This is a genomic window from Bradyrhizobium denitrificans, from assembly GCF_013179005.1.
GTDB lineage: Bacteria > Pseudomonadota > Alphaproteobacteria > Rhizobiales > Xanthobacteraceae > Bradyrhizobium > Bradyrhizobium denitrificans.
Genome location: NZ_JABFDP010000007.1, coordinates 72,794 through 99,516 on the forward strand (window position 1 = coordinate 72,794; position 26,723 = coordinate 99,516).

Consider the following 26,723-nt stretch of genomic DNA (forward strand, 5'->3'; position numbering starts at 1 on the left):
CTGTGCGTTCCGCCTCGCCGGGCGAGACGTGACAGCTGTCCTCCGCCAGATGACGGCCCGCAGGCGGGCGGCCACGGCAAAATCACGCTCCGACCTGCCGGCCGGGCGTCCTGATCATCTCGGGTGAGAAAAGACGGCCTCAGCCAGCGAATCGCTAGCGCGTAATCTCGCGGCAAATGCAGCAGATGGCGAGGAAACCGTTCATGGGTTTCACCATGATCCAGGCTGGTGTTGCCGTCAAGGGTCGCAAAACGGCCGTTTTCGCCGCCCAAATGCACCCGCCCTGCCGCGAGGTTAATCATTATTAACCTTTTTGGCCTAACCATGAGTTGTATCCCTCATCGTCCGGTGCACCATGCGATTCTCCTCGGCGCTGCTCGCCTGCTTCGTCCTTCTCGCCGCCGCAACGACCGCTTCGGCGGAGAGCCGCATCTTCATCATCGCCAACGAATCCGACGGCTATGGCGTCGACCAGTGCCTGGCCAGGGGTGACAAATGCGGTGCCTCGGCCGCGCGCTCCTACTGCCAATCACGGGATTTTGCTCAGGCCTCGTCCTACCGCCGGGTCGATCCCGATGAGATTACCGGATCGGTCTCGAAGGCCGGCGCAAGCTGCACGCACGGCAGCTGCAGCGATTTTGTCGCGATCACCTGCCAGCGCTGAGCCGTCCGGCACCGGCAGTTCCCGCCTTCCGGGCGCCCTGGAAACGACGTGACGCTGCCGAACAAAGCGGCTATTGGAAGCTCGCCGCTGCCGCGATTTTTCCGAATTCTGTGCTAGTCCCGCGGCTGCATCCATGGACCGGAATACCGCATCTTGATCGCTTCCCTGTCTCCGCGCCTGTTGGCCCGCACCGCATTGCTCGGACTGATCCTGACCGGCTCGCACGCGCTCGCCCAATCCAGTTCCGACTCCTATGCGCAGATGCCGCCGGGCCCGCCGACGCCGCAGGCCGGGGTCAATCCGATCTGCCCGCGTCTCGAGGCGCAGCTTGCCTCGATCGACCGCGGCGGTGGCGGCGATCCCGCCCGTGAGGACCAGATCCGGCGCTATCAGGATGCGGCGGCCAAGCAGCAGAGCGAGCTCGATCGCGTCAGCATGCAGGCCAAGCGCATGGGCTGCGACAGTTCCGGCTTCTTCTCGCTGTTCAACGGCCGCTCGGCCGAATGCGCCCCCGTGAACAACCAGATCCAGCAGATGCGCGCCAATCTCGACCAGATCACCGGCAGCCTGGAGCGGCTGCGCGGCGGCGGCTTCGGCGGCGAGCGGGACAATCAGCGTCGTTCGGTGCTTGCGGCGCTCGGTCAGAACAATTGCGGCCCGCAATATCAGCAATACGCCAATGCCAACCGCGGCGGCGGCGGCGGCGGTGGCGGCGGCGGCAATTTCCTGACGAGCCTGTTCGGCGGCGGCCCCGACACCAACCCGGCCGCGTCGCTGCCACCGCCGAGCGCCGATCTCGCCGCGCCCCAGGGCACCTACCGCACCGTCTGCGTACGCAGCTGTGACGGCGCCTATTTCCCGATCTCGTTCGCCACCGTTCCCGGCCGCTTCGCCGATGACGAGCGGGCCTGCAAGGCGCAATGCCCGGCCGCCGACGCGACGCTGTTCACCTATCGCAATCCCGGCGAGGACATGAACCAGGCGGTGTCGGTCAACGGCCAGCCCTACAGCGCACTGCCGAATGCGTTCAAATATCGCACCGAGTTCAACCCATCCTGCTCGTGCAAGGCGCCGGGCCAGACCTGGGCCGATGCGCTGAAATCGATCGACGACCGGGCCAGCGCCGCCGAGCAAGGCGACATCATCGTCACGGAAGAGAGCGCCAAGCGGATGCAGCAGCGCCAGACCGGCAAGCCACCGGCGACGGCTGCCAAGAAGGGCGCAGCGCCCGCCGATGCGGCGCCGCCGGCCGCGACCGCCGACACCACCACCGGCGCCGGCGGCGACAAGCAGATCCGTACGGTCGGCCCGACCTTCATCCCGGCGCGCTGAGCAAGTCCGCCGGGTCATCCGCATCATCCCTCGCACGCGTCGGGCGCTGTCGCCTCGACCGCCCGGCCCCGCGCATCGCCAGGCGTCCAGCGCCCCCGCAAGGCGGCGAGGCGCATCACTTGCATCGTGCTGATGTCGGCGAGCGGAGCGAAGCCGCAGCTCACATCATCAGCGTGACGCGTGCCTCTCCCCGGCAGATCCGACGTGTTGCTGGCGGCAACGACCAGCAGGCCGGATGTGCGCGCCAGCGCCCGCAGCATGGTGCCGCGGATATGCGCCAGCAGGTCGTCCTGAACGCCGGTCGCAAGCGGCCGAGGCAGGATCTTTTCGAAGCCTTCGACGGCAGCCTCGATCGGCCATATGTCGAGGGTGATGCCGAGCCTCGCCGCGAGCGCCTTGGCGTCATCGTTTGCCCCCGGCGCGGTATCGCGCCCAGGCAGCAATACGCCGCGAACCTTGTCCGGCCCGAGCGCATCGACCGCGATCTCGGCTGATAAGACCGTCGAGATGCCGCCGGCCAAATCGAGCAGCACGCCAGAGAACCCGTTCTTGAGCGCGTGGTCGCGCAGGCCGAGCACGCACGCGGCGTAATCGGCCTCGTCACCGTCGATCGCGTTCGCCACCGGGCCGTGGCCGTGCCAGCCGTCGGCGCCCCTGCTCCAGGTCAAGGTCACGACCTCCGCCGCGAAGCCGCTCAACTGGGTGGCCACCGACAAATCGGCATTGAGCGCGAACGAGGCGCCGTCGAACACCACTCCATCCTGGCCGCCCACCTGGTTGAGCCAGACGAGCGGCAGGTCGCTCCCGGTGACAACCGCCACGGCGGCCGAGAGGCGCCGATCGCCGCCACCGCGGACATAGGCCGAACCGCTCGGGACCACGATGATCTCGGCTCCGGTTTCCGCCAAGGTCTCGACCACGCTCTCGTCGTCCGACGATGCTTCGACCCGGATGTCCTCGCCAATCGCAACGCCGATGCGAACCCCGCGCACGCTGACGGGCCCGGCGGCCGGACCACGGGCGAACAGGCGCCTCTGGTCGCCATCGGGCAGGTTGGCCTTGAAGCGCAGCGCGGCAATGCGGCCGCCGTCAAGCAGCGCGCAGGCATTGAAGAGCCTATCGTCCTCGGCCCAGGGCGTGCCGATCAGCACGGCCGGCCCGCCATCTGCGGTCTCACCCGCCAACGTCTCGATCGCGGCGCGGCAGGTGGACTGGAACGCGGGCTCGCGAACCAGATCGGGCGGCGGATAGCCGGCCATGAACAGCTCCGGCAGCACCACCAGATCGGCACCATCGGCCGCCGCCTTAGCGCGCGCCTCGCGCGCCCTCGCGGCGTTGCCCGCGACATCGCCGACCGTGGGATTGAGTTGGGCCAGCGTGATCCGGAAGACGTCAGCGGCCATCGCTCAACCCGTTCACAACAGCCCGAGCCGCTCGGCGATCGCGAACAGCCAGAAGCTGCCGGACATCAGGAGCGCCACGCCGACTGCGGCCGAGCCGAGATCCTTGACCCGGCCGATCTGCAGATCGTGCTCGGTGGTCAGGCGATCGGCGAGCTTCTCGATCGCGGTGTTGAGCAGCTCGACCACCAGCACCAGCACGACGGCGCAGACCAGCTCGACGCTGCGCATCGGCGTCGCGCCGATCACATAAGCGAGCGGCAGCGACAGCAGGAAGGCGACCACCTCCTCACGCACCGCCTGCTCGGAGCGAAGCGCGAAGGCCAGGCCATTGCGCGAGTTAACCGTCGCGCGCCACAGACGCAGCATCAGAAACCCGCGACGGCCGGCATCGGGGCGGACTTGCCGCCGCGCTGCTGCTTCAGCAGCTCGGCGATCAGAAACGCCATGTCGATCGACTGTTCGGCATTGAGCCGGGGATCACACACCGTGTGATAGCGGTCGTTGAGATCCTCATCGGTGATCGCCCGCGCGCCGCCGATGCATTCGGTGACGTCCTTGCCGGTCATCTCCAGATGGATGCCGCCGGCATGGGTGCCCTCGGCCGCATGCACGGCGAAGAAGGCGCGCACCTCCGAAATGATGCGGTCGAACGGCCGGGTCTTGTAGCCCGAGGTCGAGGTGATGGTGTTGCCGTGCATCGGATCGCACGACCACACCACCTTGCGTCCTTCCCGCTGCACCGCGCGGATCAGGTGGGGCAGGTGATCGCCGACCTTGTCGGCGCCGAAGCGGCTGATCAGGGTCAGCCGGCCCGGCTCGTTGTCGGGGTTGAGGATGTCGATCAGCTTCAAGAGCTCATCCGGCTTCAGCGAGGGACCGCATTTCAGGCCGATCGGGTTCTTGATGCCGCGGAAATATTCGACATGGCCATGGTCGAGCTGCCTTGTGCGGTCGCCGATCCAGATGAAATGACCCGAGGTCGCGTACCAATCGCCCGTCGTCGAGTCGACGCGGGTGAAAGCCTGCTCATAGCCGAGCAGCAGCGCTTCGTGGCTGGTGTAGAAATCGGTGGCGCGCAGCTCGGGATGGCTTTCGAGATCGAGGCCGCAGGCGCGCATGAAATTGAGCGCCTCGGAGATGCGGTCGGCCAGTTCCTTGTAGCGCCGCGACTGCGGGCTATCCTTGACGAAGCCGAGCATCCATTGATGCACGCTGCCGAGATTGGCGAAGCCGCCGGTGGCAAACGCACGCAACAGGTTCAAGGTCGCCGCCGACTGCCGGTAGGCATCGAGCTGGCGCTGCGGATTGGGGATACGCGCCTCGGGCGTGAAGGCGGTGTCGTTGACGATGTCGCCGCGATAGCTCGGCAGCTCGACGCCATTGATCTTCTCGGTCGGCGACGAGCGCGGCTTGGCGAACTGGCCGGCGATGCGCCCGACCTTCACCACCGGCACCGCGCCGGCATAGGTCATCACGACCGCCATCTGCAGCAGCACGCGGAAGAAGTCGCGGATGTTGTTGGCGCCATGCTCGGCAAAGCTCTCGGCGCAGTCGCCGCCCTGCAGCAGGAAGGCCTCGCCGGCTGCCACCCGCGCCAGCGATTTCTTCAGGTTGCGGGCCTCGCCGGCGAACACCAGCGGCGGAAAGGTCGCGAGCTGCGCCTCGACCTCGGCCAGCGCCTTCGGGTCGGGATATTCAGGCACCTGCTGCACCGGCTTGGAACGCCAGCTCTCCGGGCTCCAGCGCTCGGTCATGGCTTCTACTCCCTTCGCGAAACACCGCGCGCTTGTTCCCCCGCCGCGGCGCGCGCGTTATACACAGCCTGTCTGCGAACCGCCATCCGGAATTTAAGTCGTCCCGCCAAGCCGTTGCAGCTGCGAAGGGATTCCGGCTCGTCCGAGATTCCGGAGATTGGCGGCGGGCCCACGCCCTGCGCCGTCCTTGCGAGCGCAAGCGAGGCTCGACAATGACCAGTGTCATCCCGGCCATCGCCGCAATCCATCACCACCGGCTGTCGTCGTGACGCCACGTGGATCAACTTGCGCAAACCAACCGCGCCTTGGGCGTATGGGTCCCGGGTCGGCGCCGCGCCGCCGCGGCTTGCCCGGGACGACAGCCGACGATGACCAGGGAGCACGGGATCAGTTGACACGTGGTCTCGTTCCCGCAGCACGGATGCCCGAGGTTGAAGCCGAACGGTTCACCCTCTCGACAGGTCGGAGGGCGCAGGGAATGCCGGGTGAAGGCCCCACCCATGGCCCGCCTGCGGAAAAAAGTGCAGGCGGCAGACACCACAGGCAAAGCCGATCAACCGGCATTCCCTGCGCGACAGTCTTAACGCTTATACGCAGTCTGCCTGGTGCGCCGGCGTGTTGGCCACCATGGCGACAATGCGCTTTCGCACATTGCGCTGGACACCAGCATCGGGGTGTCGGCACGCTGCGACTTCACGTCCGCAGCCTCGCCGTTCGTCCGCGCATCCCAAGGACACGCTGCGGCAAAACCACGGCCATCGCTCCCCGCCCCGCGTGTCGTGACGATCGCGCGCAACGCCCCTTCCGAATGAGGCGGGATGCGCGCAGTAGAGCATGATTTCTGGAAATCGTAAAGACAAATCTTGCAGCGATACCAACCGCGGTCCAAAGCCGACGAGATCGAGGCCACGCCTGCCAGTATTCACTTTCCTGAGGCAGCAAGCCGGAGAGAAGGCCACGGATAATTACAGTGCAGCGAACCGGTTTAAGGCACTAACAACGGCGGTCATGAATGTGTCGCCGCCGCCATGGCCGGCATCGTCCAGGACCTGAAGCTCGCTGGTCGTCCAGCCTTTCGACAGTTTCCACGCGGTATTCAGCGGACAGCTGACGTCATACCGGCCGTGGATCAGGACACCGGGAATGCCGTTCAGGAGCGCGGCATCACGGAGGAGTTGGTCCTCTCCCAGGAAGGCGGCGTGCCGCCAGTAGTGCGTAACCAGGCGTGCGAACCGGAGGCGAAATTCCGGATCTTCGTAGCGCGGATTCGGGAGATGCCCGGGGGTAAGCGAGACGTGCGCATCTTCCCAGGCGCACCACTCCCGCGCCGCGTGGTCGCAGACGGCGGGATCGGCGTCAAACAACAGCGTGGCATACGCATCGGCCAAAGGCAGGTGCCGCAATGTGTCGGGCACGGCTGAGGCGAACCGGTTCCACTCGCGGGGGAAGATGCGGCCGACGTCGTGGGTGACCCATTCGACTTCGCGACGCGATGTGGTGGTGACGAGTGCCAGCACCAATGCGTCGACCCGCCGCGCATGTGTCCGGGCATAGGCCAAGCCAAGGGTGGTTCCCCACGACATGCCCAGGACGGTCCAGCGCTCGACCCCGTGTAGCTGGCGCAACGCTTCGATGTCGGCGATGAGATGAGCGGTGGTGTTAGTGCTCAGGTCGGCATCCGGCGCGCTGGCGAGCGGCCTGCTGCGTCCGGACCCGCGCTGGTCGAAGAGTACGACCCGATAGGCATCTGGATCGAACAAGCGTCGCTGGCCCGGCGTGACGCCTGAACCCGGGCCGCCGTGCAGATAGAGCGCGGGCTTGCCAGCGGGGTTCCCGCAGCACTCCCAATACACCTGATGACCGTCACCGACGTCGAGCATGCCGCTGTCGTACGGTTCAATTGCCGGGAATCGATCGTCCTACATTCAGAGCGGCTCCGCCATCTTCTCGACCACCGCCTCGTTTGCTCAACCCGTTCGAGATGTGGTCTGCAATTCTCCAGGGCCGTCACGGGGTGGCGCCTCATTCACCGATCTCAAGCAGTTCGAGCATCAGATCGATTCCGATGTCAAAGCCGACAACGACAGAACTGCTCCTACTGTCCGGACCAAGAAAAAGCTACGCCAGCGCCTCCTTATCACTCCACTCTGATTCCGAGCACTGGCGGCCCTTCTCCTTTCCGCATTGTCCGCACCAAGGGCGGCATGCTAGCGTGAGGACCAAGCGCCGATTTGACCATCAGCTTGCGGGCGCGTTTCCAAATGCAGCTAAAGCGAACGGTTCATCGCATGGCCACGCCCTGCCCGCCGTTCCCCGAACGGAGGCTTTCATGCGTTTTGCGGCCATCGCCGACATTCATGGCAATTCAGACGCGCTCGCGGCCGTGTTGGCCGACATCGCTTCGCGCGGCATTGATGACGTGGTCAATCTCGGAGATCATCTGAGCGGCCCGCTCGAACCTGTCCGCACCGCCGAGATGCTGATGGCCTGCGGCTTCGCGTCGATCCGCGGCGACCAGGACCGGCACATGATCGACTTGCATCGCGCGGGAGACTCGTCGCGTCGCGATGTCCGAGCGCTCGAACAGGCGCATATCGACTGGCTCGCGGCCCAGCCAGCGACGCTGATCTATCGCGACGACGTCTTTCTTTGCCATGGGGCGCCGGACGATGATGCCGCATTCTGGCTCGAGGAGGTGATGGCAGACGGCACAGTGCGCCCGAACAGTCTTGCTCGCATCGCGGCGCGGGCGGACGGAATCGATGCCTCGCTGATCCTGTGCGGACACAGCCATGTTCCGCGCGTCGTTCGACTGCATGATGGTCGGCTGATCGTCAATCCCGGCAGCGTCGGACTGCCCGGCTATCGCGGCCGTCCGCCGAGCAGCTATCGGGTGGAGACCGGCACTCCCGATGCCTGCTACGCGGTTCTGGAGCGCGGGCTACGCCAGTGGTCGGTCACGCTGCACTACGTGCCCTATGATCCAGCGCCGATGGCGGCGTTGGCGCGCAGCGGGGGCATGCACGACTGGGCGAACGCCATCGCGACCGGCTGGGTGGCGTGAGCCGCTGACGCAGCTGTCCTGTTCGCCGCATGCGCAGGCATCACGCCCAGAAGGGCATGACCTTTCAGACGACCAGCAGCAGACCCGACAGCAGCAGGATGCCCAGGATGATCTTCCTGAACACCGCGTCCTTGATCCTGCGAAAAGCGAGGATGCCGAGGGCGGTGCCGGCAAGGAGAGCGGGAATGCTCATGGCGAGATCGACGAGCACCTTGGACGACAGTTCGTGGCGCGCCAGCATCATGGCCAGCGATGACACCTGCATCACCGCGATGAAGGGCTGCACCAGGCCGCGCTGATCGGCTTTCTGCAGGCCGTGCATCTCGCACCAGATCGTCGGCAGCGCACCGGGCATCGCCGTGAGGCCGCCGATCACACCGCCGCCGAATCCGACCATCGCCGTGCGGCTTCGGCTCATCTCCTGCAGGCGGCCGAGGCCGGGCTTGAACAGCATGTAGCCGGAATAGGCCGCAATCATCAGGCCGAACCCGCGCTGAAAGGCGCGGGCATCGGCATTATGCAGCAGCCAAAGCGCCAGGGGCACGCCGAGGATGCCGCCCAGGATCAGCACCGCGCTCTCCTTCCAGCGGATGCTGTTGCGCAGCGCCCACAAATTCGTCGCCTGCACGCCGATGCTGCAGGCCATCATCAAGGGGACAGCCTCCAACGGCTGCAGCACATGCAGCAGGATGGCGCCGGCCACGGCCGAAAAAGCGAATCCTGCCAGTCCGGAAACGAAAGCACCAAAGAAAACGGCGACGCTGAGCAGCAGGAATGAATCGAGCCCGGGCATGAAATATCTCCGGCTGAAGAATGAAAATGAACTGGGGTCAATCGTAGGTCTGACGCATCGAAACAGAAGAAGGACCATCCACCGTGGCAGAGGCCCGCACGATGACGCCGGCAACAACGTGCAGCAGCAGGAACAGGATCGCGATGCCCACCGCCAGCGCCGCGCGTGGCGTGACCGAAAGTCTCTGCTGCGGCGGAACCCGATGGGCCTGCATATCCGTGATCTCCAGCAACTGATTTGATGGTTGCTAGCATCACAGCGTCCCCTGAGCGTCCCCCGATAGGAGTATGGCACGCGACGTTCGTTCCCCGGCGCGCGCAGCGTTGGCTGTCTCGCCTGGAGCCGGCTCATCCGCCATTGCACCGATGCATTGCTCATTCGGCGAGAGTTCCAGATTGACAAATCCATAACCATACGGTTATGCATATATCCATAACCAACGAGTTATAGATTGAATGGCCCGCTCGCCCGACCTCCTGTTCCGAACGCTCGCCGATCCGACCCGGCGTGCGATCTTCGAAGGCCTGTGCCGCAACGGCGAGCAGACGGTCGGCGCGCTCACCGCCAAGGCCGGCGTGTCGCAGCCGGCGGTCTCGAAACATCTCGGACTGCTCAAGCAGGCCGGCCTGGTGCGCGAGCGCCACGAGGGTCGCCTGACGCATTATCGCGCGCAGCCCAAGGCGCTGGCGCCGCTGCTCGACTGGACCAGCCGCATGGCCGCGTTCTGGGAGAGCCGCTTCGACGATCTCGACAATCTGCTCAACAGGATGGATCAATGAACTCTGCTGCGCCTGAAACCCGCACCGTCGTCGTCGAACGCGAGTTCGCACATCCGCCGGAAAAGCTGTGGCGCGCGCTGACGCAGCCGCATCTGATCGCGGAATGGCTGATGGCGAATGATTTCATTCCGGAGCTCGAACATCGCTTCAAGCTGAAGGCCGACTGGGGCATCGTCGACTGCCAGGTCCTGGCCATCGAGCCGAACAGGACGCTGGCCTATAGCTGGGCCGCGCTCGGCCTCGACAGCGTGGTGACCTGGACGCTGACGCCGACGCGCCATGGCACGCATCTGCGCATGGAGCAGACCGGCTTCGCCGCCGATCAGACCCGTGCCTATCAGGGCGCGCGCTACGGCTGGCCGAAATTCTTCGACGGCCTGGAGCAGACTCTGGCGCGGCTCGACTGAGCCGCACCGACCAAAAGCAACGTCATCACCGGGAGGAACAGATGAACTGGAGCAACACGATCCGGCAGGTCCATCGCTGGGTGTCGATCGCCTTCACGGTCGCGGTCATCATCAACATCGCGGCGATGACGCAAACGCAACCGGCGTTCTGGGTCGGCCTGCTGGCGCTGGTCCCGCTCATCGCGCTGCTGGCGACGGGGCTCTATCTGTTCGCGCGGCCCTATCTGTCGGCGAGTTCGGCAAAGACTCAGCCCTGAGCGGGACGGGCGCGCGCCTGAGCCGAACGTCACAAACGCGCGCGATATTGTGCCTCGCTCACATGCTCGAACCAGTCGGCCGTCTTGCCGTTCAACGACTCCGTGATCGCGATGTGAGACATTGCGGTCGTGGCGGTCGCGCCATGCCAGTGCCGCTCGCCGGGCTCGAACCTCACGACGTCGCCGGGGCGGATCTCCTCAATCGGGCCGCCGTCGCGCTGCACCCAGCCTAGGCCGGAGGTCACGATCAGGACCTGCCCCAGCGGATGGCTGTGCCACGCCGTGCGCGCCCCCGGCTCGAAGGTGACCAGCCCGCCCCGCGCCCGCGCCGGCTCCACCACGTCGAACAGGGGATCGCTGCGCACCGCGCCGGTGAAATGATCGGGCGCTCCCACGCCGGAAGGCCGCGAACCGCTGCGCTTGATGTCCATGTCGTCTCTCGTCCTGCTGCTCATGCTCGCGATGACATGCCTCGTCATCGATCGTGCCCGCCAGTGTAGGACGCGCGCCGCCGCCCGATAAGATGGGACGCGGAGCATGGTTTTCTGAATGCAGCTCACACGGGAGAAGCAACGCCTCAGCCAGCACTGGGTGGCGCCAGTTCGGGTGCAATGTCAACGCATCCGGACATCGCCGCCTCGATCGCGCAAGGCGAGGCCGCTGCGGCCCCTACTCCGCGGCCTGCCGCACGTGGCGCTCGGTCACGGTGCGCATCGTGACGAGTTCCTCGGCGGCCGAAGGATGCAGCGCGACGGTGGCGTCGAAATCGGCCTTGGTGGCCTTCATCTTGACGGCAATCGCGACAGCCTGGGTGATCTCGGCGGCCATGTCGCCGACGATGTGGCAGCCGAGCACGCGGTCGGACGCGCCATCGACGACGAGCTTCATCAACACGCGGGTGTCGCGGCCGGACATCGTCGCCTTGATCGGCCGGAAGCTCGTCTTGTAGATGTCGACGCGGTCGTAGAGTTCGCGCGCCTGGGTCTCGGTGAGGCCGACCGTGCCCACCTCAGGCTGGCTGAACACCGCGGTCGGGATATCGGCGTGGTCGACGCGCACGGTCTTGCCGCCGAACACAGTGTCGGCGAAGGCATGGCCCTCGCGGATCGCCACCGGCGTCAGATTGAAGCGATGGGTGACGTCGCCGATCGCATAGATGCTCGGCACCGAGCTCTGCGAGAACGCGTCCACCGCGATGCCGCCGTTGCGCGGATTGATGGCGACGCCGGCCTTCTCCAGGCCGAGATTGGCGACCGCAGGATGACGGCCGATCGCGAACATCACCTTGTCGGAGGCGATGCTGGAGCCGTTCGACAGATGCGTCGTGTAGTCCTTGCCGTGCTTGTCGACACTCGCCACCGTGCAGCCGGTCAGGATGGTGATGCCTTCCTTCTCCATCTCGGCGCGGACATGCTTTCGCACGTCCTCGTCGAAGCCGCGCAGGATATTGTCGCCGCGATAGACGACGGTGACGTCGGAGCCGAAATTGGCGAAGATGCAGGCGAATTCGAGCGCGATATAGCCACCGCCCTGGATCACGATCCGGCGCGGCAGCTCCTCCAGGTGAAACGCCTCGTTGGAGGAGATGACGTGCTCGATGCCCGGAATCGGCGTACCGTGATTGGGCGCGCCGCCGGTCGCGATCAGGATGTATTTGGCGCGGATCGTCTCGCCGGTGGCGAGCCGCACGGTGTGGGCGTCCTCCAGCACGGCGCGGGTCTTGACGATGCGCGCGCCCGACTTCTCGACATTGGCGGTGTAGGCCGCCTCGAGCCGCGCGATCTCCTTGTCCTTGTTGGCGATCAGCGTCTTCCAGTCGAAGGTCGCGGTCGGGATCGTCCAGCCGAAGCCGGCGGCATCGGCGATCTCCTGGCGGACATGCGAGCCGATCACGAACAGCTTCTTGGGCACGCAGCCGCGGATCACGCAGGTGCCGCCCATGCGGTATTCCTCGGCGACCATCACGCGGGCGCCATAGCCGGCGGCGATGCGGGCGGCGCGCACGCCGCCCGAGCCGCCACCGATCACGAACAGGTCGACGTCGAATTCAGCCATTTCGTCCTCGACCTATCCTTTTGACAACCTGATCAGAGCTGCTTGCCGCGCTTGCGCATCTCGGCGCGGAACTGCGCGGCAACGGTGTCGGAGAACTCCGCCGCCCACTGATTCATTGCGCCCATGCTCATCTGGATCGCCTTCGGCTCGGCCGCAAGCAGCTTCTGGCCGATCGCCGACTTGTAGAATGTGACGAGGTTCGCGATCTCCTGGTCGGAGAACTCGTTGCAGTAGATCTGCGCCATCTTCTCGCCGATCTCCTTCTCCTTGCCGGCATAGGTCTGGGCGACCACCACGGCGACCTCGTCGAGATCCTTCTGGTAGTTGAGGTTGGACTGGAGCAGCGCCTGCTTGGTCTGCTGCACGATGCCGGGGACGGCATTGGCGTACATCGCAGCCGCATTCTTCATTCCCAGAATCTCGCGCGCACCGGCCATGCAGGCGGGCGAGGCCGGCTTCAAGGCCGGCGGCTGCGCTTGCGCCTGCGCGGCAGCGGGGCTCGCCGAGGCCAGGGCCAGCACAACGCCGGCGGCCGGCAAGATTCTGAACACGCTCTTCATTCCAAGTCTCCTGTGAGATTGCGGCGCTGGGCGCAGTTTCGGGCTGCGCTCAAGGCCGCTGGATAACGCGAATTCCCTGTGCGCCCGCCAGGATCGCCGTGCTGCCGAGGCCGATGAACAGCCCGTGCTCGACCACGCCCGGAATTGCGCTCAAAAGACCCGCCAGGCGCGGGGGATCCTCGATCTCCCCAAGGCGGACGTCGACAATCCAGTGGCCGCCATCGGTGACGAAAACGTGGCCATCTGCCGACTTGCGCAGGTCCATCTGTCCGGACACGCCCGCCTTCGCGAAGGCGGCAGCAATGGCATGCCGGGTCGCGGCAAGCCCGAACGGGATCACCTCGATCGGCAACGGGAAGCGGCCGAGCCGGGCCACCCATTTGCTCTCGTCGGCGATCACGATCATGCGATCTGAAGCGCTGGCGACGATCTTCTCGCGCAGCAGCGCCCCTCCCCCGCCCTTGATCAGATCGAGCGCCGGATTGATCTCGTCGGCGCCATCCACAGTCAGGTCAAGATGGTCGATCTCGTCGAGCGTGGTCAGCGGCACGCCGCAGGCCTCCGCCTGTGCCCGCGTCGCCTCCGACGTCGGCACGCCCACGACCTTGAGGCCGGCGCGGACCTTCTCGCCGAGCAGGTCGACGAAATGCTTGGCGGTCGAACCGGTGCCGAGCCCGAGCTTCATGCCGCTTTCGACCTCGCGCAGCGCGTGCGCCGCCGCCTGCCGCTTCAATGCATCCATGTCGACCAAGGAACCCGCCCCTCGCAACCCCTGAGGCTCCGCGCAAGCCGGAGCCGAAAACCGGCGCATATCTAGCGATGTTTTGCCGCGGGGCCTAGCTCTCCGCGGCCACGAAATCGGACAAAAAGCCGTCGCGAGCCCTTGCAAGGGCGCGAGCCTGCCGGTAGCGGATACCCATGCGCATCTCGAGCACCATCGTTTTCGATCTCGACGGCACCCTGGTCGACACGGCGCCGGACCTCATCAACGCGCTCAACCACATCCTGCAGCGCGAAGGTCTGCGGCCCGTGCCGCTGGCCTCGGCGCGCAAGATGATCGGGCATGGCGCGCGCAAGCTGCTCGAGCGCGGCCTCGAGGCTGAGGGCCGCTTCGCCAGCACCGAGGATATCGAGCGCCTGACCGTCGACTTCATCGACTTCTACGCCGAGAATATCGCGGTCGAATCGCGCCCCTTCGACGGGCTCGAGGCCGCGCTGGACGAACTCGCCGGCCGCGGCTGCCAATTCGCGGTGTGCACCAACAAGCTGGAATGGCTGTCGAAGCGGCTGCTCGACCAGCTTGGCCTCTCCGCGCGCTTTGCGGCGATCTGCGGCGCGGACACGTTCGGGGTGGCCAAGCCGGACCCGGCGATCCTGCGCCAGACCATTGCCCGCGCCGGCGGCGAGCTCGGCGCCGCGATCATGGTCGGCGATGCCGGAACCGATGTCGGCGCGGCGCGCCGTGCCGGCGTCCCCGTGATTGGCTGCACCTTCGGCTATACGGATGTGCCGATCGCGGAGCTGAATCCGGACCACCTGATCGACCATATGCGCGAGCTGCCGGCCGCCGTTGCCGCGCTCGGGCCGTCGCTCAAGGTCGGCTGACGGGCACTCAGCCGGGCGCCTCGCAGAGCGCGGTTGCATCTCTTCTCGTTCAAAAGTGCGCAGCCTCGCCCCCGGCCCGGCTGCTCTCCAAAATTGCGAATCTCCCGCAGCACCACACGTAAGACGCTGGCCAATCTCCGGAATTCGTGGCGGTTCCAGGTTTAACCTTCTGTTGAGAATAAGGTTGACCGCAGTTGCGCCGCTGTTCTGACGCTCCTATGGTCGCCCTGGGATTGCGGCGGATGGCCGCAGGGTTGTGGGGCGGACATCATGATGTGGCGTGTCATCGCAATTGCGATCGCGGGAGCTGGGTTGGCCGGCTGCTCGTCCTTCTCCATGGACAGTTTCAAGATGGCGGCGCCGGAGGTGCCGGTGCAGCTCGATTCCGTGCCGCAAGGGGCCGAGGCCAAGACCTCGCTCGGACCGGGCTGCAAAACGCCCTGCACCGTCTCGGTGCCAGCACCGGATGCGGGCTTCAGCGTCACTTTCACCATGGACAAATATCAGCCGGCGACGATCCCCGTGCAGGTCATCCGCAACAGCGGCGATTTCAACAGTTCACCGCCTGTTGTGATGGATCCGAGCCCTGTCGTGGCCGAATTGCAGCCGGCCGCGCCCGCGCCCAAGGCCGTCAAGCATATGCGGCCGAAGAAGCCGAAGCCGCAGAAATCCGCCGCTGCGCCGGCCGCAGCAGCCCCTGCTCCGGCGGCCACCGGTTCCGCATTCCCGGCGCCGACCGCGGCACGCCAATAGCAGCTCGCCCGCGATATCGCTGCTTCGGCGGCGCTGCATCGCAGCATCGAAGGCGCGCATCTCGACGATTGTGAGCCGCGCTGATCATGATTAGATTGCTTCGTAATTGATGTTCGGCCGCGCCACGCGGCCGCCTCGTGGCATCGGCGCCACCTGCCAAGGCTTTCCATGACCGCTGAGACGACGTTGAGTGACACCGCCCTGACGCGCCCGATGACCGACCCCTTCGGACGCCGGATCAGCTATCTGCGCGTTTCGGTCACCGACCGCTGCGACCTCAGATGCTTCTATTGCATGGCGGAGGACATGACGTTCCTGCCGAAGGCCGACCTCCTGACTTTGGAGGAGCTCGACCGCCTCTGCTCCGCCTTCATCCACAAGGGCGTGAAGAAGCTGCGCCTCACGGGCGGCGAGCCGCTGGTCCGGCGCAACGTCATGAGCCTGGTGCGCTCGCTGTCGCGGCATCTGAAGAGCGGCGCGCTCAACGAGCTGACGATGACGACCAATGCGACCCAGCTCGCGAAATACGCCGCCGAGCTCGCCGATTGCGGCGTTCGCCGCATCAACGTCTCGCTCGACACGCTCGATCCTGAGAAGTTCCGCACCATCACCCGCTGGGGCGATCTCGACCGCGTGCTGGCCGGCATCGAGGCCGCGCGCGCCGCTGGCCTTGCGGTGAAGATCAATGCGGTCGCGCTGAAGAACATGAACGAGGACGAGATCCCCAGCCTGATCGACTGGGCGCATGGCAAGTGCATGGCGCTGACGCTCATCGAGGTGATGCCGATGGGCGAGATCGGCGAAGGCCGTATCGACCAATATCTGCCGCTCTCGCTGCTGCGCGGCCGTATCGCGCAGAAATACACGATGACCGATCTCGACGAGACCACCGGCGGCCCTGCCCGCTATGTGCGCGTCGCCGAGACCGGCGGCACGATCGGCTTTATCACGCCGATGACGCATAATTTCTGCGAGAGCTGCAACCGCGTGCGCGTCACCTGCACCGGCACATTGCACACCTGCCTCGGCCACGAGGACGCCTCGGATCTGCGCAAGCCGCTGCGGGCCTCCGCCAGCGACGAGGAGCTCAGCGCCGCGATCGACCGCGCCATCGGCCTGAAGCCGAAAGGTCACGACTTCATCATCGACCGCCGCCACAACCGCCCGAGCGTCAGCCGGCATATGAGCGTGACGGGCGGGTGAACCACCCGTGATCCCCTGGAAGCTGATCGACACCGCAGACGTCCCGGGCGGCGGCGAGCCGCTGCGGCTGATGCAGCGCGGCAAGGAGTTCACCATCAAGCTCGGCCAGAACGAGCTGATGAGCAGCCGCCTCTACGGATCCGAGGAGGCGCTGGCGACCCTGAGCTGCGCCCGTCTCAAGGCCCGGCCCGATCCGCATCTTTTGATCGGCGGCCTCGGCATGGGCTTCACGCTGCGCGCGGCGTTGAAGGTGCTGGGACCGCAGGCCCGGATCACCGTGGCAGAGCTGGTGCCCGCGGTGATCGCCTGGGCACGCGGCCCGATGGCCGAATTGTCGGGCGAAAGCCTGCTCGATCCGCGCGTCGACATCCGCGAAGCCGACGTGGCGCGACTGATCGCGGGCGGACGCGGCACGTATGATGCCATCCTGCTCGACGTCGACAACGGTCCGCAGGGCCTGACCCGGCAATCGAACGACGCGCTTTATGACTCGTCCGGCCTGCGGACGGCGTTCGCCGCGTTGCGCCCCGGCGGGGTGCTGGCGGTGTGGTCGTCGCACCCCGACGATCGCTTCGCCCCGCGCTTGCGCAAGGCCGGCTTCGACACCGAGGAGATCAAGATCCGCGCCACCGGTCGCGGCGGTGGCGGTGGCGCCCGCCATGTCATCTGGATCGCGACGCGACCGGCGCGATGACGCCTGGCGCAGCGACGGCCGACCACATCGATCTTGATCAGGCGCTGGCGAAGGTGCGCTGCTGACGGAACGCCGAATAGATCGAAGCGGCGTGCGCCTCGGACAGGCGTTTTTCCGGAGCGGCAGCGATCTCCCGGAGGTTCTTCAGGTTCGTGGTTCCGAAAATGCAGGCCGACACCTGCGGAAGCCCGAGAATATAGGACATTGCGGCCTGGGCCGCCGAGAGACCCTCGACTGCCGCGAGCGCGGGCCGGACATCACGCGCGGCCAAGGCCAGGCGGCGGGCGTCCGGCTTTAGCAGCGCGCGGGCCAGATACCACAGATCGGCCGCGCTGCGGATGTGACCGATCTTGCCACGGATCAGGTGCCCCTGCGCCAGCACCGTGCCCGCCACGACGGCAATGCCCGCTTTGTGCAGTTGCTCGACCACCGGCAGCCGGTCCAGTTGCGCGACGTTCAGATCGATCAGGGCCACGTCGAACACGCCCTTCAGCTGGGCGACATATTGCATATGCGCCTCGGAATGCGTGTTGATGCCAAGCAACCGGAACATGCCATTGCGGCGCATCGCGGCGAGCTTCGTCAACAGCTCATCGGTGATCGAGGCCGGCGAGAAATTATGCAGATAGAAAATATCGATGAAACCGGCGTTCAAATTCTTGATCGCCTGCGCGCAGGCGCGCTCAATATAATCGGGGCTGTGATCCTGCGTCTTGACCTCACGGAGCGACAGCAAAGGCCGCGGACGCAACGTGCCGGCCTTGGTCGAGACCACGATCTTCGAGCGATCTGAGCGCTTCAATATCTCTGCCAGCGCGCGGCCCAACCGCGGCTCGGCATTATAGTTGCAATAATTGTGTCCAGTATCGAACAGATTGATTCCGAGATCGAACGCTTCATGCACGATCCGGATGGCCTGCCGGTCGTCGAATTGCCGATGCCCCCAGAATCCGGAGCAGCCGAGACCGATTTCGGAGACGGTCAGAGAACCAAGTTGTCGATACTTCATGGACAAACGCAAAGGTTGAACGCTACCGTCAGCCAATCATATCCGGCAATCATTGGCAATATTTGGATACCGACCGACACATTTTTGTCGGCCCACACAGGCGCGCGATGTCGAGTGGTTCGTTGCGGTCGTCCGGTCTCTTATGGCTCGGCCGCCCGTGCGCGACCCGGCCGCTCGGGCTGGGATCGACCCGACACATCAGACCGTGGCGACACAGCGGCCGCTGCAGCCGCTTCGTCCACGCCGCCGATCAAGGGTGTCCGCCACATGTCGCCGGAACGGCTGCCTTGCGCGCGAGTTGCACAGGCGCGGAGAGGATCGAGCGACGACCAGCAAGGCTGTCGGGCGCATCCGTCCTGCATTGGCAGTAACTGGAAAGAGAGGCGACAATGAAAGCACCCCTTCTTCTTGCTGGCGCGGTGATCATCGGATCCATGGCCCCGTCATTCGCTGACGAATACTATGTCGTGCAGGGCCCGAGCCATCGCTGCACCATCACCACCACGCGTCCCGCCGACCGGGAGGTCGTGACCCAGATCGGACCGATGGCGTTCACGAGCCGCGTCGAAGCCGAGGACCGTATCAAGCAGACCAAGGTCTGCGAGGACGAAGGCACCGTCGGCAGTTCCACCAGCACCACCACGGTCATCAAAGAGAAGTAGTCGGCCGTCCCTCGACGGGCTATGGCGACGTCAGGAGGTCGTGCTCATCCCCGGGCGCGACCTTTCTGTTTGCTGGGGTCAGCAAGATCATGCGACATCGCTCCGCCAGTTGCAGGCAGCAACAAGCTCTCCCGAAACTCAGTCGCAGCAACGGACATTGCGTTCCCTCGCGCCCTTGAGTACCCAGCTTCGGTCGGGATCAGGACATCATGCATTCGCAGTCGCTCAAGCTCGCCGTCGGCAGCCTCGTGGTCGGGATGATCGTCCTCGCCCTGAAATATGCTGCCTATTGGATCACGGGATCGGTCGCGCTCTACTCCGACGCGGTTGAGAGCATCGTCAACGTGGTCACGGCGGGCGTGGCGCTGCTCGCGGTGCGCATCGCCGCCAAGCCGGCCGACGCCAACCATCCGTTCGGTCACCACAAGGTCGAGTATTTCAGCGCGGTGATCGAAGGCGTCATGATCGTGGTCGCCGCGCTGCTGATCGTCCACGAGGCCTATGGCAATCTGTTCGCGCCGCGGCCGTTCTCGGCTCCCATTGAGGGTCTCGCCGTGAATGGGCTCGCAAGCGTGATCAACGGCATCTGGTGCTGGCTATTGATCACGCGCGGTAAGCGGCTACGGTCGCCGGCCCTGGTGGCCGACGGGCGACATCTGCTGACGGACGTGGTCTCCTCGGGCGGCGTTGTGATCGGCCTTGGCCTCGCGGTGATGCTGCAGCTGCCGATCCTCGACCCGGCCCTGGCTCTGCTGGTCGCCGTCAACATCCTTTGGTCGGGATGGCAGGTGCTGAAGGAATCGACCGGCGGCCTGATGGATGAAGCGGTGCCGGACGCCACGCTCGCCCGTATCCGCCAGATCATCAGCGGCCATGCCGACGGCGCGCTCGAGGCGCACGACGTCCGCACACGGCACGCCGGCAAGATGACCTTCATCGAGTTCCACCTCGTCGTTCCCGGCGAGATGTCGGTCAACCAGGCCCACGCCATCTGCGACCGGATCGAAGAAGCCTTGCGTGAGGACGACGAGCATAGCTCGATTACCATTCACATCGAGCCCGAAAACAAGGCCAAGCACTCCGGCGTCGTCGTGCTCTGAGTGAAGCGCGGCACCCATGTCGGTTGCCGTTCGGCCGCAATGCTGCGAAGGCTTGCCGACCGCCAAGCGAACGCCCCTGATCCGACGCTCACATTCGGACCGCGTCCCGCGCGAAGCGCGTCACTCCTGAAGCGCGTACTGCTTCGACAAATGATCGCCGATCTGGACCAGCATGGCGACCCATTCGGGATAGCCGGGCTTGCTGATCGTTTCCTGATCTGCGCTGGCGCGAAACTCCCAGGAATGTCCGTCCCGCACGACGGAAATGCGAAGGCCCTCAGCATAATCCGTATGAACCTTCAGCTCGGCCACCGCCATCGCGATCAGTTCGGCCTCGGTCTTGCTCGGCTTGCTCATCCGGTTGATCCCTGGGTCAGACGTTCATGATGACGTTCTATCCAGCTTGTGGCCCCGCGCCAACATTCCCATGGGCGATCTCGAGACAGGTTGGGGATCGCTGTTTGGAACGCTCCGGCGTGGTCGAGCTGTAGGGTCTCTGCTGAACGACGATCCATCCATGGCCATGGACGCCCCGGCTCCGCGCCTGCGGCGGCGGCCGCGGTCGCGTCGCGAACCGAATTGGCACCAGCCCGTTCTGATCCGCCGCTGTGGCGGCTGCGAACCGCCTCCAGCCGACTGCCTGATCCTTCGGCAACAAAGACTGCGCGTTCGCCGTGAGCTGTCGGATCCGAGTTTACCGAACAGCGCCAGACTGTTGCCGGGGCGTCAATGTGTCCATTTTCCGATTGACGGCAGGATGACACGCTGAAATGGTGCCCTCGCTTTCGGGCCCGCGCGGCCGACGGGCGTTCGCCCTCACACAAGCGCCGAACAAGAGCCGGAAGCATCGAGGGGGAGGACGTTTCGTTGCATTCGCTCCAAGCGCGTCGTCGACAAGACCCGCACGCTCAGCGTGATCGCGAAACCATGCCTCCCGTGAGCTCAGGCGCGCTGTTCTGACCAGCGCCCGCAGCGGAGACCATGATGCGCCCCTTGTTGGCAATCAGTAATGCCATCGATCAGCTCAACGAAAAGATCGGTTACATCTGCAATCTGCTGGTGCTGCTGGCCTGCCTGGTCAGCGCGATCAACGCCATGATCCGCTACGCCTTCAGCTATTCGTCGAATGGATGGCTGGAGCTGCAGTGGTACATGTTCGCATTGCTGGTGATGTTCGGCGCCTCCTATACATTCCGGCGCAACGAGCACGTCCGGGTCGAGCTGCTCTATCTGTATCTGTCCGAGCGCGGCCAGCTCTGGCTCGATCTGATCGGCACCCTGTTCTTCCTGATCCCCACCTGCCTGCTGCTTGCCTATCTGTCCTGGCCGTTCTTCATGCAGTCCTATTCGGTCAACGAGATGTCGGCCAATGCGGGCGGCCTGCTGCGCTGGCCGGTCAAGTTCGCCATCCCAGCGGGCTTCGTGATGTTGGCCCTGCAGGGCCTCTCCGAGGTGATCAAGCGTGCGGCGGCGCTGCAGGGCTACGTGACGATCGACGCGAAATACGAGAGGCCGACGCAATGATTACGCTGGAGATGATGCCGCCGCTGATGTTCGGCGGCCTGGTCCTGGCGATGCTGATCGGCTTCCCGGTGGCGTTCACGCTCGCCGCCGTCGGCCTGTCGTTCGGCTTTCTCGCCATCCATCTGGGCTTCTTCGACCTGAACTTCCTGCAGGCGATCCCGGGGCGCATCTTCGGCAGCGTGCTCGCCAACGACCTGCTGCTCGCGATCCCCTTCTTCACCTTCATGGGCGCAATCCTGGAAAGATGCGGGCTCGCCGAGGACATGCTGGATTCGATGGGCCAGCTGTTCGGGCCGATCCGCGGCGGCCTCGGCTATTCGGTCATCATCGTCGGCTTCATCCTCGGCGCCATCACCGGCACGGTGGCGGCGCAGGTGATCGCGATGGCGATGATCTCGATGCCGGTCATGATGCGCTATGGCTACAACATGCGCTACATCACCGGCGTGCTGGCGGCCTCCGGCACCATCACTCAGCTGGTGCCGCCGTCGCTGGTGCTGATCGTGCTCGCCGACCAACTCGGCAAGTCGGTCGGTGACATGTATCTCGGCGCCTGGGGCCCGTCGATCTTCCAGGTCATCCTGTTCGCCGGCTACACCTTCGTGCTCGGCCTGATCAAGCCGAGCCATGTACCGCCGGTGCCAAAGGAGGCGCGCACGCTGACCGGCTGGGCGCTGTGGAAGAAGTGCCTGATGGGCATCATTCCCTCGGCGGTGCTGATCTTCGTCGTGCTCGGCACCATGATGATGGGCCTGGCCACCCCGACGGAGGCCGGCGCCATGGGCGCGGTCGGCGCCATCGTTCTGGCGGTGATCCACCATAAGGAGTTCACCAAGAAGGATCGCAGCATCCTGATCGTCGGCGTGGTGGCGGCGGGCATCGGCACCATCGTGGCGATGCTGTTCACCGAGAACCTGGTGTTCAAGCTGTCGTTCGCGATCACCTATCTCGCAGTGGCCTGGCTCGGCATCCGTGCGGTGGCTATCCCGGACCTGCGCGACCTGATCAAGCAGGGCTACGAGACCACCATGCGCATCACCTGCATGGTCACGTTCATCCTGATCGGCTCGACCTGCTTTTCGGTGGTGTTCCAGGGCGTGTCCGGCGGCGAGTGGCTGGAGCACCTGCTGACGTCCCTGCCCGGCGGCGTCTGGGGCTTCCTGATCTTCATCAACGTCTTCATCTTCTTCCTGGCCTTCTTCCTCGACTTCTTCGAGATCGCCTTCATCATCCTGCCGATGATCGCGCCGATCGCGCAGAAGATCCTGGCCCCCGTGGTGGGCCCGGAGGCCGCGCTGATCTGGTTCGGCGTGATGCTGTGCGTGAACATGCAGACCTCGTTCCTGCATCCGCCGTTCGGCTTCGCGCTGTTCTACCTGCGCGGCGTCGCGCCGAAGGAAGTAAAGAGCTCGGACATCTATTGGGGCGCGATGCCCTGGATCGGCCTGCAGGCGATCATGGTGCTGCTGGTGATCGCTTTCCCGATCACCGTTACCGGCCTGCTGGACAAGCCGGTCCAGGTCGACCTCGACAAGGTCAAGATCGAGGTGCCGCAGATCGACCTGCCGCCGCTCGATTTCGGCCAGCCGAAGCAGTAGCCGCGGCCACTAATTAGGCCGCGGCCGAGGGTGCCGGAGCGGGCCGGAAGCGCAGCGAGAACTCGGTGCCGCCGGCTGCAAGGTCTCCGACCATGATGCTGGCGCCGTGATCCTCGATCACGGCGCGCACGATCGACAGACCAAGCCCGGCGCCCTCGGTATCGCGGTTGTCGCCGCGCCAGAACCGCTGGAAGATGAACCCGCGCTCCGACGGGCGGATGCCGGGCCCGCGATCGCGGACCCAAACTGCGCCGCCTGAGCCGATCTCGACCTCGACCGACGTCCGCGGCGCGGTGTATTTGATCGCGTTCTCGGCCAGATTGAAGATCGCCCGCTCCAGCATGCCGGCATTGCCATAGATGTAGACCGGCGTATCGGGGCCCTTCAGTGCGATGTCCTTGCCGTGCGCCAGCGCGAACGGCGCGATGGCGGCGACGACCTCGGCACAGACCGCCTGGAGGTCGGCGATCTCCTCGGGATCGAGCGCCAGCGTGTCGAGCTCGGCGATCTCGAGCAGCTGGTGTACGATCCGGCTCATCCGCGCGATGTCGTCGAGCAGTTCGGCGCTCCCCGCGGACGGGCCGGTGGTCTCGATCCGGGTGCGCAGCACGGCGAGCGGCGTGCGCAGCTGATGGGCGGCATCCGCCGTGAACTGGCGCTGCATGCGAAAGCCGTCCTCCAGACGGTCCAACGCCTGGTTCACCGCGAGCACCAGGGGGCGGATCTCGGCCGGCATCCCGTCCCCCGGCAGACGGATGTCGGTCCGCGCCGGACCGATGCGGCTCGCCTCCTCCGACGCGCGCAAGAGCGGCGCGAGGGCACGGCGGAAGATCATGATATCGATGGCCAGCAGGACCAGCAGAATCGGGATCGTGATCCAGCCGACCCGGCGGAAGAAATTGGCGGCGATGTCGTCGGTGATGACGTCACGATGGGCGAGATCCTCGGCAACCTCGATGCGCAGCACCCGATCGCCCACCGTCCGGGTGACGCGCGCGCCCGAGATGCTTCCGGAGGATGATGCGCCGGCGGGCAGTATGGCCCGGCCGTCCGCGCGCGAGGAGAACAGCACCTGTCCCTCAGGATCGCGAACGTCGTAGGTGTAGCGGCCATAGGCTGCCGAGTAGAGATCACGCTGGCTCTGGGTGAGGTTGAGCTGCAGCGTGCCGTCGGCCGCCTGCACGAGGCGATCGCCTAGCGCATCGGCCTGCTCCTGCATCGACTCGCGATGCAGATGGTCGATCTCGGAGGTGAGCAGCCAGAACAGCACCAGCGGCAGGAAGACTGCGGCGATCGCCACCGCCACGATGTGCAGCAGCACGATCCGCGAGAGCAGCGATCTGAAGCGCACGCTATTTCTCCGCCGCCATCATGTAGCCGACCCCGCGGATGGTGTGGATCACGACGGTCGCCCCGTATTCCGAAAGCTGCTTGCGCAGCCGCGACACATAGACCTCGACGGCGTTCGAGCCGACCTCGCCGGTCAGGCCGAAGATGTGATCCTCGACGGCCTTCTTCGGCACCACCCGGCCCTGCCGCCGCAACAGAATCTCCAGCACCGAGAGCTCGCGGGCCGAGAAGGTGCGAGGCGTGCCGGCGACGAAGGTCTGCCGGCTCTCGGTGTCGTAGACCAGATTGCCGAGTTCGAGCGACCGGCCGAGCAGCTGTCCCGGACGGCGCAGGATGGCCTCCAACCGCGCCACGAGTTCTTCGAGCGCGAACGGCTTGACGAGGTAATCGTCGGCACCGCTGCGCAGGCCGCCGACGCGGTCCTGCAATCCGCCCCGCGCCGTGAGCACGATGACCGGCAGCGGATCAGAGCCGCGGCGCAGCGCCGTCAGCACCGCCAAGCCATCCTCATCAGGCAATCCGAGATCGAGAATCATGGCAGCGTATCTGATGCCGCTGAGCGCATCGCGGGCATCGGCCGCGGAGCTCACCGCATCCACCTCATAGCCGGCCCTGCCGAGCCCTTGGGACAACAGCTTGGACAGTTCGACATTGTCTTCGACGATCAAAAGACGCATGCGGGCTCACGCAGGCAATGCTCGGCTGGAGCAAGCTCGATAGACCAGGGCTCGGATGAACCAGGGCGCGATGAGGCGCCATCGCGCGCGCACGATGCCCGACCGCCCCGGTGCATGGCAAGCCCGACGGAATGACCAAAGCGGCGGGCCTGTAAGGCCAGTGTCAGCCTGCTCTGCTATTGCCCGCTCAGGCGCGGACCGCCTCCAGGACCTCACTCCGTCAGTTGCTAATCAGTTTCGGACATGGCCGTGACTTCGTCTCTCTTCAAATTCGCGGTGCTCATTGTGGCCGCGGGCGCTCTCCTCAGTGGCGCGTGGATGGCAATGCGCCCCGAAGTGGCGACCGCGACCAAAGCCGCTGAGTCCTCCGCCTCGCCCGCGATCAACGCCGCCGAGCAATGGGTCGAACTGACCGAGCGGCAGGCCGAAGCCTTTGAGGTTCGTCCGGTCGAAACGCGCGCGTTTCGGGTGACCCGGAATGCCGTCGGATCGATCGACTTCAATCAGAACATGCTGGTGCAGGCCTTCACGTCGAATTCCGGCAGGATCGTTGATACGTTCTTCAACATCGGCGACGAGGTCAGGAAGGGCGAAGCGCTGTTCACCATCGACAGCCCCGATCTGCTGCAGGCGGAATCCAGCCTGCTCGCGGCCGCGGGCGTGCTGGAGCTGCAGACGCGCACACTGGCGCGCGTGCAACAGCTGTTGAAGGCAGGCGGCGGCGCGCAGAAGGACGTCGATCAGGCCACGTCCGATCAGCAGACGGCCGAGGGCAACTACAAGGCGGCCCATGACGCCGTACGGATTTTCGGCAAGACCGACGCGGAGATCGAGCGCATCCTGGCTCAGCGCAAGGTCGACTCGATCCTGATCGTGCGCTCGCCGATCTCGGGCCGCATCATCGCCCGCAACGCCGCGCCCGGCATCTACACCCAGCCCGGCGCGTCGCCCGCACCCTACACGCTCGCCGATCTCTCGACCATGTGGATGGTTGCCAATGTGATCGAGACCGACGCGCCAGCCTACCGGCTGGGCCAGCCGGTCGAGGTCTCGGTGCCGGCCTATCCGGGCGAGATCTTTCGCGGGCGGATCACGACGCTCGGCCTCAACATCGATCCGACGAGCCATCGCCAACTCGTCCGCTCGGTGATCGACGACCCCGAGCACAAGCTGCGCGCCGGCATGCTGGCAAGCTTCACCATCGAGACCGAGCCTCCGCGCGACTCGCCGGCCGTTCCGGCCGAGGCCATCGTCCGCGAGGGCGACGGCACGATGACGGTCTGGGTCACCACCGACCGCAAACGCTTCGTCCGCCGCACCGTGACGACCGGCCTGATGCAGGACGGCTGGCGGCAGATCGTCGGCGGGCTCGCCGCCGGCGAGCAGGTTGCGACAACCGGCGCGATCTTCCTCAGCAACAGCTTCGCCAATGCGGTCTCGGGTGGGTCGTGAACTCCTCTCCACAGCAGGGCCCACCCGC

The 26,723-nt window shown here is 65.6% G+C and carries 30 protein-coding genes; 16 read left to right on the plus strand and 14 right to left on the minus strand.

Annotated features, from left to right (window positions below; translation table 11 throughout):
• Positions 1 to 355 precede the first annotated feature (355 nt).
• On the plus strand, positions 356 to 664 hold the full coding sequence (locus HL671_RS09060; protein ID WP_012043601.1) for a hypothetical protein: 309 nt from the start codon (positions 356 to 358) through the stop codon (positions 662 to 664).
• A gap of 153 nt (positions 665 to 817) precedes the next feature.
• A complete protein-coding gene (locus HL671_RS09065; RefSeq protein ID WP_012043600.1) occupies positions 818 to 1,996 on the plus strand; it encodes a DUF2865 domain-containing protein in 1,179 nt (392 codons plus the stop codon).
• A gap of 23 nt (positions 1,997 to 2,019) precedes the next feature.
• Here the strand turns inward: HL671_RS09065 and HL671_RS09070 are convergent, their stop codons facing one another.
• The 4 genes from HL671_RS09070 to pip form a co-directional block, all read right to left on the minus strand.
• Positions 2,020 to 3,399, minus strand: a complete 1,380-nt coding sequence (locus HL671_RS09070; RefSeq protein WP_172236193.1) for a nitrilase-related carbon-nitrogen hydrolase — start codon at positions 3,397 to 3,399, stop codon at positions 2,020 to 2,022.
• Between the two features lie 12 nt (positions 3,400 to 3,411).
• Positions 3,412 to 3,765, minus strand: a complete 354-nt coding sequence (locus HL671_RS09075; RefSeq protein WP_172236194.1) for a diacylglycerol kinase — start codon at positions 3,763 to 3,765, stop codon at positions 3,412 to 3,414.
• A complete protein-coding gene (locus tag HL671_RS09080; RefSeq protein WP_012043597.1) occupies positions 3,765 to 5,153 on the minus strand; it encodes a class II 3-deoxy-7-phosphoheptulonate synthase in 1,389 nt (462 codons plus the stop codon). The genes HL671_RS09075 and HL671_RS09080 overlap by 1 nt, the downstream gene beginning before the upstream one ends.
• Before the next feature lie 965 nt (positions 5,154 to 6,118).
• Positions 6,119 to 7,033, minus strand: coding sequence for a prolyl aminopeptidase (gene pip, locus HL671_RS09085; RefSeq protein ID WP_172236195.1), 915 nt, complete (start codon positions 7,031 to 7,033; stop codon positions 6,119 to 6,121).
• Here pip and HL671_RS09090 point away from each other — a divergent pair.
• Together HL671_RS09090 and HL671_RS09095 are read left to right on the plus strand one after the other, a co-directional pair.
• Positions 7,032 to 7,304 carry a hypothetical protein gene (locus HL671_RS09090; RefSeq protein ID WP_172236196.1) on the plus strand — a complete coding sequence of 91 codons (273 nt, stop codon included), beginning with the start codon at positions 7,032 to 7,034 and terminating at the stop codon, positions 7,302 to 7,304. The two genes, pip and HL671_RS09090, sit on opposite strands and share 2 nt — an antisense overlap.
• 178 nt (positions 7,305 to 7,482) lie before the next feature.
• Entirely contained in the window at positions 7,483 to 8,217 is a 735-nt protein-coding gene (locus HL671_RS09095) for a metallophosphoesterase family protein (RefSeq protein WP_012043596.1), read from the plus strand.
• A 64-nt stretch (positions 8,218 to 8,281) separates the two neighbouring features.
• On the opposite strand, the gene HL671_RS09100 is transcribed toward HL671_RS09095, so the two are convergent.
• Positions 8,282 to 9,010 (minus strand): sulfite exporter TauE/SafE family protein, encoded by a 729-nt coding sequence (locus tag HL671_RS09100; protein ID WP_012043595.1) that lies wholly within the window; start codon positions 9,008 to 9,010, stop codon positions 8,282 to 8,284.
• A 37-nt stretch (positions 9,011 to 9,047) separates the two neighbouring features.
• Entirely contained in the window at positions 9,048 to 9,242 is a 195-nt protein-coding gene (locus HL671_RS09105) for a hypothetical protein (RefSeq protein ID WP_172236160.1), read from the minus strand.
• Between the two features lie 223 nt (positions 9,243 to 9,465).
• Between HL671_RS09105 and HL671_RS09110 the strand changes: the two genes are divergently transcribed.
• From HL671_RS09110 to HL671_RS09120, 3 genes are read left to right on the plus strand one after another with little or no spacing between them, the layout of a single operon-like run.
• On the plus strand, positions 9,466 to 9,789 hold the full coding sequence (locus HL671_RS09110; RefSeq protein ID WP_012043593.1) for an ArsR/SmtB family transcription factor: 324 nt from the start codon (positions 9,466 to 9,468) through the stop codon (positions 9,787 to 9,789).
• Positions 9,786 to 10,196 (plus strand): SRPBCC family protein, encoded by a 411-nt coding sequence (locus tag HL671_RS09115; protein WP_172236197.1) that lies wholly within the window; start codon positions 9,786 to 9,788, stop codon positions 10,194 to 10,196. The genes HL671_RS09110 and HL671_RS09115 overlap by 4 nt, the downstream gene beginning before the upstream one ends.
• Positions 10,197 to 10,237: 41 nt before the next feature.
• The gene (locus HL671_RS09120) at positions 10,238 to 10,453 is read left to right on the plus strand and encodes a hypothetical protein (RefSeq protein ID WP_012043591.1); all 216 of its coding nucleotides are present in this window, start codon (positions 10,238 to 10,240) and stop codon (positions 10,451 to 10,453) included.
• 29 nt (positions 10,454 to 10,482) lie between these two features.
• Here the strand turns inward: HL671_RS09120 and HL671_RS09125 are convergent, their stop codons facing one another.
• From HL671_RS09125 to rpiA, 4 genes are all read right to left on the minus strand, one after another.
• Positions 10,483 to 10,884, minus strand: coding sequence for a (R)-mandelonitrile lyase (locus tag HL671_RS09125; protein ID WP_210263828.1), 402 nt, complete (start codon positions 10,882 to 10,884; stop codon positions 10,483 to 10,485).
• Between the two features lie 238 nt (positions 10,885 to 11,122).
• A complete protein-coding gene (gene gor, locus HL671_RS09130; protein ID WP_172236199.1) occupies positions 11,123 to 12,508 on the minus strand; it encodes a glutathione-disulfide reductase in 1,386 nt (461 codons plus the stop codon).
• A gap of 32 nt (positions 12,509 to 12,540) precedes the next feature.
• A complete protein-coding gene (locus HL671_RS09135; RefSeq protein WP_012043588.1) occupies positions 12,541 to 13,068 on the minus strand; it encodes a DUF2059 domain-containing protein in 528 nt (175 codons plus the stop codon).
• 49 nt (positions 13,069 to 13,117) lie between these two features.
• Positions 13,118 to 13,810: a ribose-5-phosphate isomerase RpiA gene (rpiA, locus tag HL671_RS09140; protein WP_012043587.1), complete on the minus strand. Its 693-nt coding sequence runs from the start codon at positions 13,808 to 13,810 to the stop codon at positions 13,118 to 13,120.
• Between the two features lie 176 nt (positions 13,811 to 13,986).
• On the opposite strand from rpiA, the gene HL671_RS09145 reads away from it, so the two are divergent.
• The 4 genes from HL671_RS09145 to HL671_RS09160 all read left to right on the plus strand — a co-directional run bounded on the left by HL671_RS09145 (position 13,987) and on the right by HL671_RS09160 (position 17,323).
• Positions 13,987 to 14,673, plus strand: a complete 687-nt coding sequence (locus HL671_RS09145; RefSeq protein ID WP_012043586.1) for an HAD-IA family hydrolase — start codon at positions 13,987 to 13,989, stop codon at positions 14,671 to 14,673.
• A gap of 273 nt (positions 14,674 to 14,946) precedes the next feature.
• Positions 14,947 to 15,426 (plus strand): hypothetical protein, encoded by a 480-nt coding sequence (locus HL671_RS09150; protein WP_012043585.1) that lies wholly within the window; start codon positions 14,947 to 14,949, stop codon positions 15,424 to 15,426.
• 168 nt (positions 15,427 to 15,594) lie between these two features.
• Complete coding sequence (gene moaA / locus HL671_RS09155) at positions 15,595 to 16,629, plus strand: GTP 3',8-cyclase MoaA (RefSeq protein WP_172236200.1); 1,035 nt, start codon at positions 15,595 to 15,597, stop codon at positions 16,627 to 16,629.
• A 7-nt stretch (positions 16,630 to 16,636) separates the two neighbouring features.
• Positions 16,637 to 17,323 carry a spermidine synthase gene (locus tag HL671_RS09160; protein WP_172236201.1) on the plus strand — a complete coding sequence of 229 codons (687 nt, stop codon included), beginning with the start codon at positions 16,637 to 16,639 and terminating at the stop codon, positions 17,321 to 17,323.
• 37 nt (positions 17,324 to 17,360) lie between these two features.
• Here the strand turns inward: HL671_RS09160 and HL671_RS09165 are convergent, their stop codons facing one another.
• Positions 17,361 to 18,332: an aldo/keto reductase gene (locus HL671_RS09165; protein ID WP_012043582.1), complete on the minus strand. Its 972-nt coding sequence runs from the start codon at positions 18,330 to 18,332 to the stop codon at positions 17,361 to 17,363.
• Positions 18,333 to 18,721: 389 nt separating this feature from the next.
• On the opposite strand from HL671_RS09165, the gene HL671_RS09170 reads away from it, so the two are divergent.
• Both HL671_RS09170 and HL671_RS09175 read left to right on the plus strand, forming a co-directional pair.
• Positions 18,722 to 18,994, plus strand: a complete 273-nt coding sequence (locus HL671_RS09170; protein ID WP_172236202.1) for a hypothetical protein — start codon at positions 18,722 to 18,724, stop codon at positions 18,992 to 18,994.
• A 209-nt stretch (positions 18,995 to 19,203) separates the two neighbouring features.
• Entirely contained in the window at positions 19,204 to 20,094 is an 891-nt protein-coding gene (locus HL671_RS09175; RefSeq protein WP_012043580.1) for a cation diffusion facilitator family transporter, read from the plus strand.
• A gap of 120 nt (positions 20,095 to 20,214) precedes the next feature.
• Here HL671_RS09175 and HL671_RS09180 read toward each other — a convergent pair whose 3' ends face one another.
• Positions 20,215 to 20,451, minus strand: coding sequence for a hypothetical protein (locus HL671_RS09180; protein ID WP_172236203.1), 237 nt, complete (start codon positions 20,449 to 20,451; stop codon positions 20,215 to 20,217).
• Positions 20,452 to 21,078: 627 nt separating this feature from the next.
• Here HL671_RS09180 and HL671_RS09185 point away from each other — a divergent pair.
• Together HL671_RS09185 and HL671_RS09190 are read left to right on the plus strand one after the other, a co-directional pair.
• Complete coding sequence (locus tag HL671_RS09185; protein WP_012043578.1) at positions 21,079 to 21,618, plus strand: TRAP transporter small permease subunit; 540 nt, start codon at positions 21,079 to 21,081, stop codon at positions 21,616 to 21,618.
• Positions 21,615 to 23,216 carry a TRAP transporter large permease gene (locus HL671_RS09190; protein WP_012043577.1) on the plus strand — a complete coding sequence of 534 codons (1,602 nt, stop codon included), beginning with the start codon at positions 21,615 to 21,617 and terminating at the stop codon, positions 23,214 to 23,216. Before HL671_RS09185 ends, HL671_RS09190 begins: the two co-directional genes overlap by 4 nt.
• Positions 23,217 to 23,229: 13 nt before the next feature.
• On the opposite strand, the gene HL671_RS09195 is transcribed toward HL671_RS09190, so the two are convergent.
• Together HL671_RS09195 and HL671_RS09200 are read right to left on the minus strand one after the other, a co-directional pair.
• Complete coding sequence (locus HL671_RS09195; protein ID WP_172236204.1) at positions 23,230 to 24,567, minus strand: sensor histidine kinase; 1,338 nt, start codon at positions 24,565 to 24,567, stop codon at positions 23,230 to 23,232.
• Position 24,568: 1 nt separating this feature from the next.
• Entirely contained in the window at positions 24,569 to 25,243 is a 675-nt protein-coding gene (locus HL671_RS09200; protein ID WP_012043575.1) for a response regulator transcription factor, read from the minus strand.
• Positions 25,244 to 25,486: 243 nt separating this feature from the next.
• On the opposite strand from HL671_RS09200, the gene HL671_RS09205 reads away from it, so the two are divergent.
• A complete protein-coding gene (locus HL671_RS09205; protein WP_374050113.1) occupies positions 25,487 to 26,695 on the plus strand; it encodes an efflux RND transporter periplasmic adaptor subunit in 1,209 nt (402 codons plus the stop codon).
• The last annotated feature ends 28 nt before the right edge of the window (positions 26,696 to 26,723 follow it).

Excerpts from the sequence above, each read along its gene's own strand:
- HL671_RS09060 (WP_012043601.1), top strand. The coding sequence starts at position 356 with ATGCGATTCTCCTCGGCGCTGCTCGCCTGCTTCGTCCTTCTCGCCGCC.
- HL671_RS09070 (WP_172236193.1), bottom strand. The coding sequence starts at position 3,399 with ATGGCCGCTGACGTCTTCCGGATCACGCTGGCCCAACTCAATCCCACG.
- HL671_RS09075 (WP_172236194.1), bottom strand. The coding sequence starts at position 3,765 with ATGCTGCGTCTGTGGCGCGCGACGGTTAACTCGCGCAATGGCCTGGCC.
- HL671_RS09080 (WP_012043597.1), bottom strand. The coding sequence starts at position 5,153 with ATGACCGAGCGCTGGAGCCCGGAGAGCTGGCGTTCCAAGCCGGTGCAG.
- HL671_RS09090 (WP_172236196.1), top strand. The coding sequence starts at position 7,032 with ATGCCGCTGTCGTACGGTTCAATTGCCGGGAATCGATCGTCCTACATT.
- pip (WP_172236195.1), bottom strand. The coding sequence starts at position 7,033 with ATGCTCGACGTCGGTGACGGTCATCAGGTGTATTGGGAGTGCTGCGGG.
- HL671_RS09095 (WP_012043596.1), top strand. The coding sequence starts at position 7,483 with ATGCGTTTTGCGGCCATCGCCGACATTCATGGCAATTCAGACGCGCTC.
- HL671_RS09100 (WP_012043595.1), bottom strand. The coding sequence starts at position 9,010 with ATGCCCGGGCTCGATTCATTCCTGCTGCTCAGCGTCGCCGTTTTCTTT.
- HL671_RS09110 (WP_012043593.1), top strand. The coding sequence starts at position 9,466 with ATGGCCCGCTCGCCCGACCTCCTGTTCCGAACGCTCGCCGATCCGACC.
- HL671_RS09115 (WP_172236197.1), top strand. The coding sequence starts at position 9,786 with ATGAACTCTGCTGCGCCTGAAACCCGCACCGTCGTCGTCGAACGCGAG.
- HL671_RS09120 (WP_012043591.1), top strand. The coding sequence starts at position 10,238 with ATGAACTGGAGCAACACGATCCGGCAGGTCCATCGCTGGGTGTCGATC.
- HL671_RS09125 (WP_210263828.1), bottom strand. The coding sequence starts at position 10,884 with ATGGACATCAAGCGCAGCGGTTCGCGGCCTTCCGGCGTGGGAGCGCCC.
- gor (WP_172236199.1), bottom strand. The coding sequence starts at position 12,508 with ATGGCTGAATTCGACGTCGACCTGTTCGTGATCGGTGGCGGCTCGGGC.
- HL671_RS09135 (WP_012043588.1), bottom strand. The coding sequence starts at position 13,068 with ATGAAGAGCGTGTTCAGAATCTTGCCGGCCGCCGGCGTTGTGCTGGCC.
- rpiA (WP_012043587.1), bottom strand. The coding sequence starts at position 13,810 with ATGGATGCATTGAAGCGGCAGGCGGCGGCGCACGCGCTGCGCGAGGTC.
- HL671_RS09145 (WP_012043586.1), top strand. The coding sequence starts at position 13,987 with ATGCGCATCTCGAGCACCATCGTTTTCGATCTCGACGGCACCCTGGTC.
- HL671_RS09150 (WP_012043585.1), top strand. The coding sequence starts at position 14,947 with ATGTGGCGTGTCATCGCAATTGCGATCGCGGGAGCTGGGTTGGCCGGC.
- moaA (WP_172236200.1), top strand. The coding sequence starts at position 15,595 with ATGACCGCTGAGACGACGTTGAGTGACACCGCCCTGACGCGCCCGATG.
- HL671_RS09165 (WP_012043582.1), bottom strand. The coding sequence starts at position 18,332 with ATGAAGTATCGACAACTTGGTTCTCTGACCGTCTCCGAAATCGGTCTC.
- HL671_RS09170 (WP_172236202.1), top strand. The coding sequence starts at position 18,722 with ATGAAAGCACCCCTTCTTCTTGCTGGCGCGGTGATCATCGGATCCATG.
- HL671_RS09175 (WP_012043580.1), top strand. The coding sequence starts at position 19,204 with ATGCATTCGCAGTCGCTCAAGCTCGCCGTCGGCAGCCTCGTGGTCGGG.
- HL671_RS09180 (WP_172236203.1), bottom strand. The coding sequence starts at position 20,451 with ATGAGCAAGCCGAGCAAGACCGAGGCCGAACTGATCGCGATGGCGGTG.
- HL671_RS09185 (WP_012043578.1), top strand. The coding sequence starts at position 21,079 with ATGCGCCCCTTGTTGGCAATCAGTAATGCCATCGATCAGCTCAACGAA.
- HL671_RS09190 (WP_012043577.1), top strand. The coding sequence starts at position 21,615 with ATGATTACGCTGGAGATGATGCCGCCGCTGATGTTCGGCGGCCTGGTC.
- HL671_RS09200 (WP_012043575.1), bottom strand. The coding sequence starts at position 25,243 with ATGCGTCTTTTGATCGTCGAAGACAATGTCGAACTGTCCAAGCTGTTG.
- HL671_RS09205 (WP_374050113.1), top strand. The coding sequence starts at position 25,487 with ATGGCCGTGACTTCGTCTCTCTTCAAATTCGCGGTGCTCATTGTGGCC.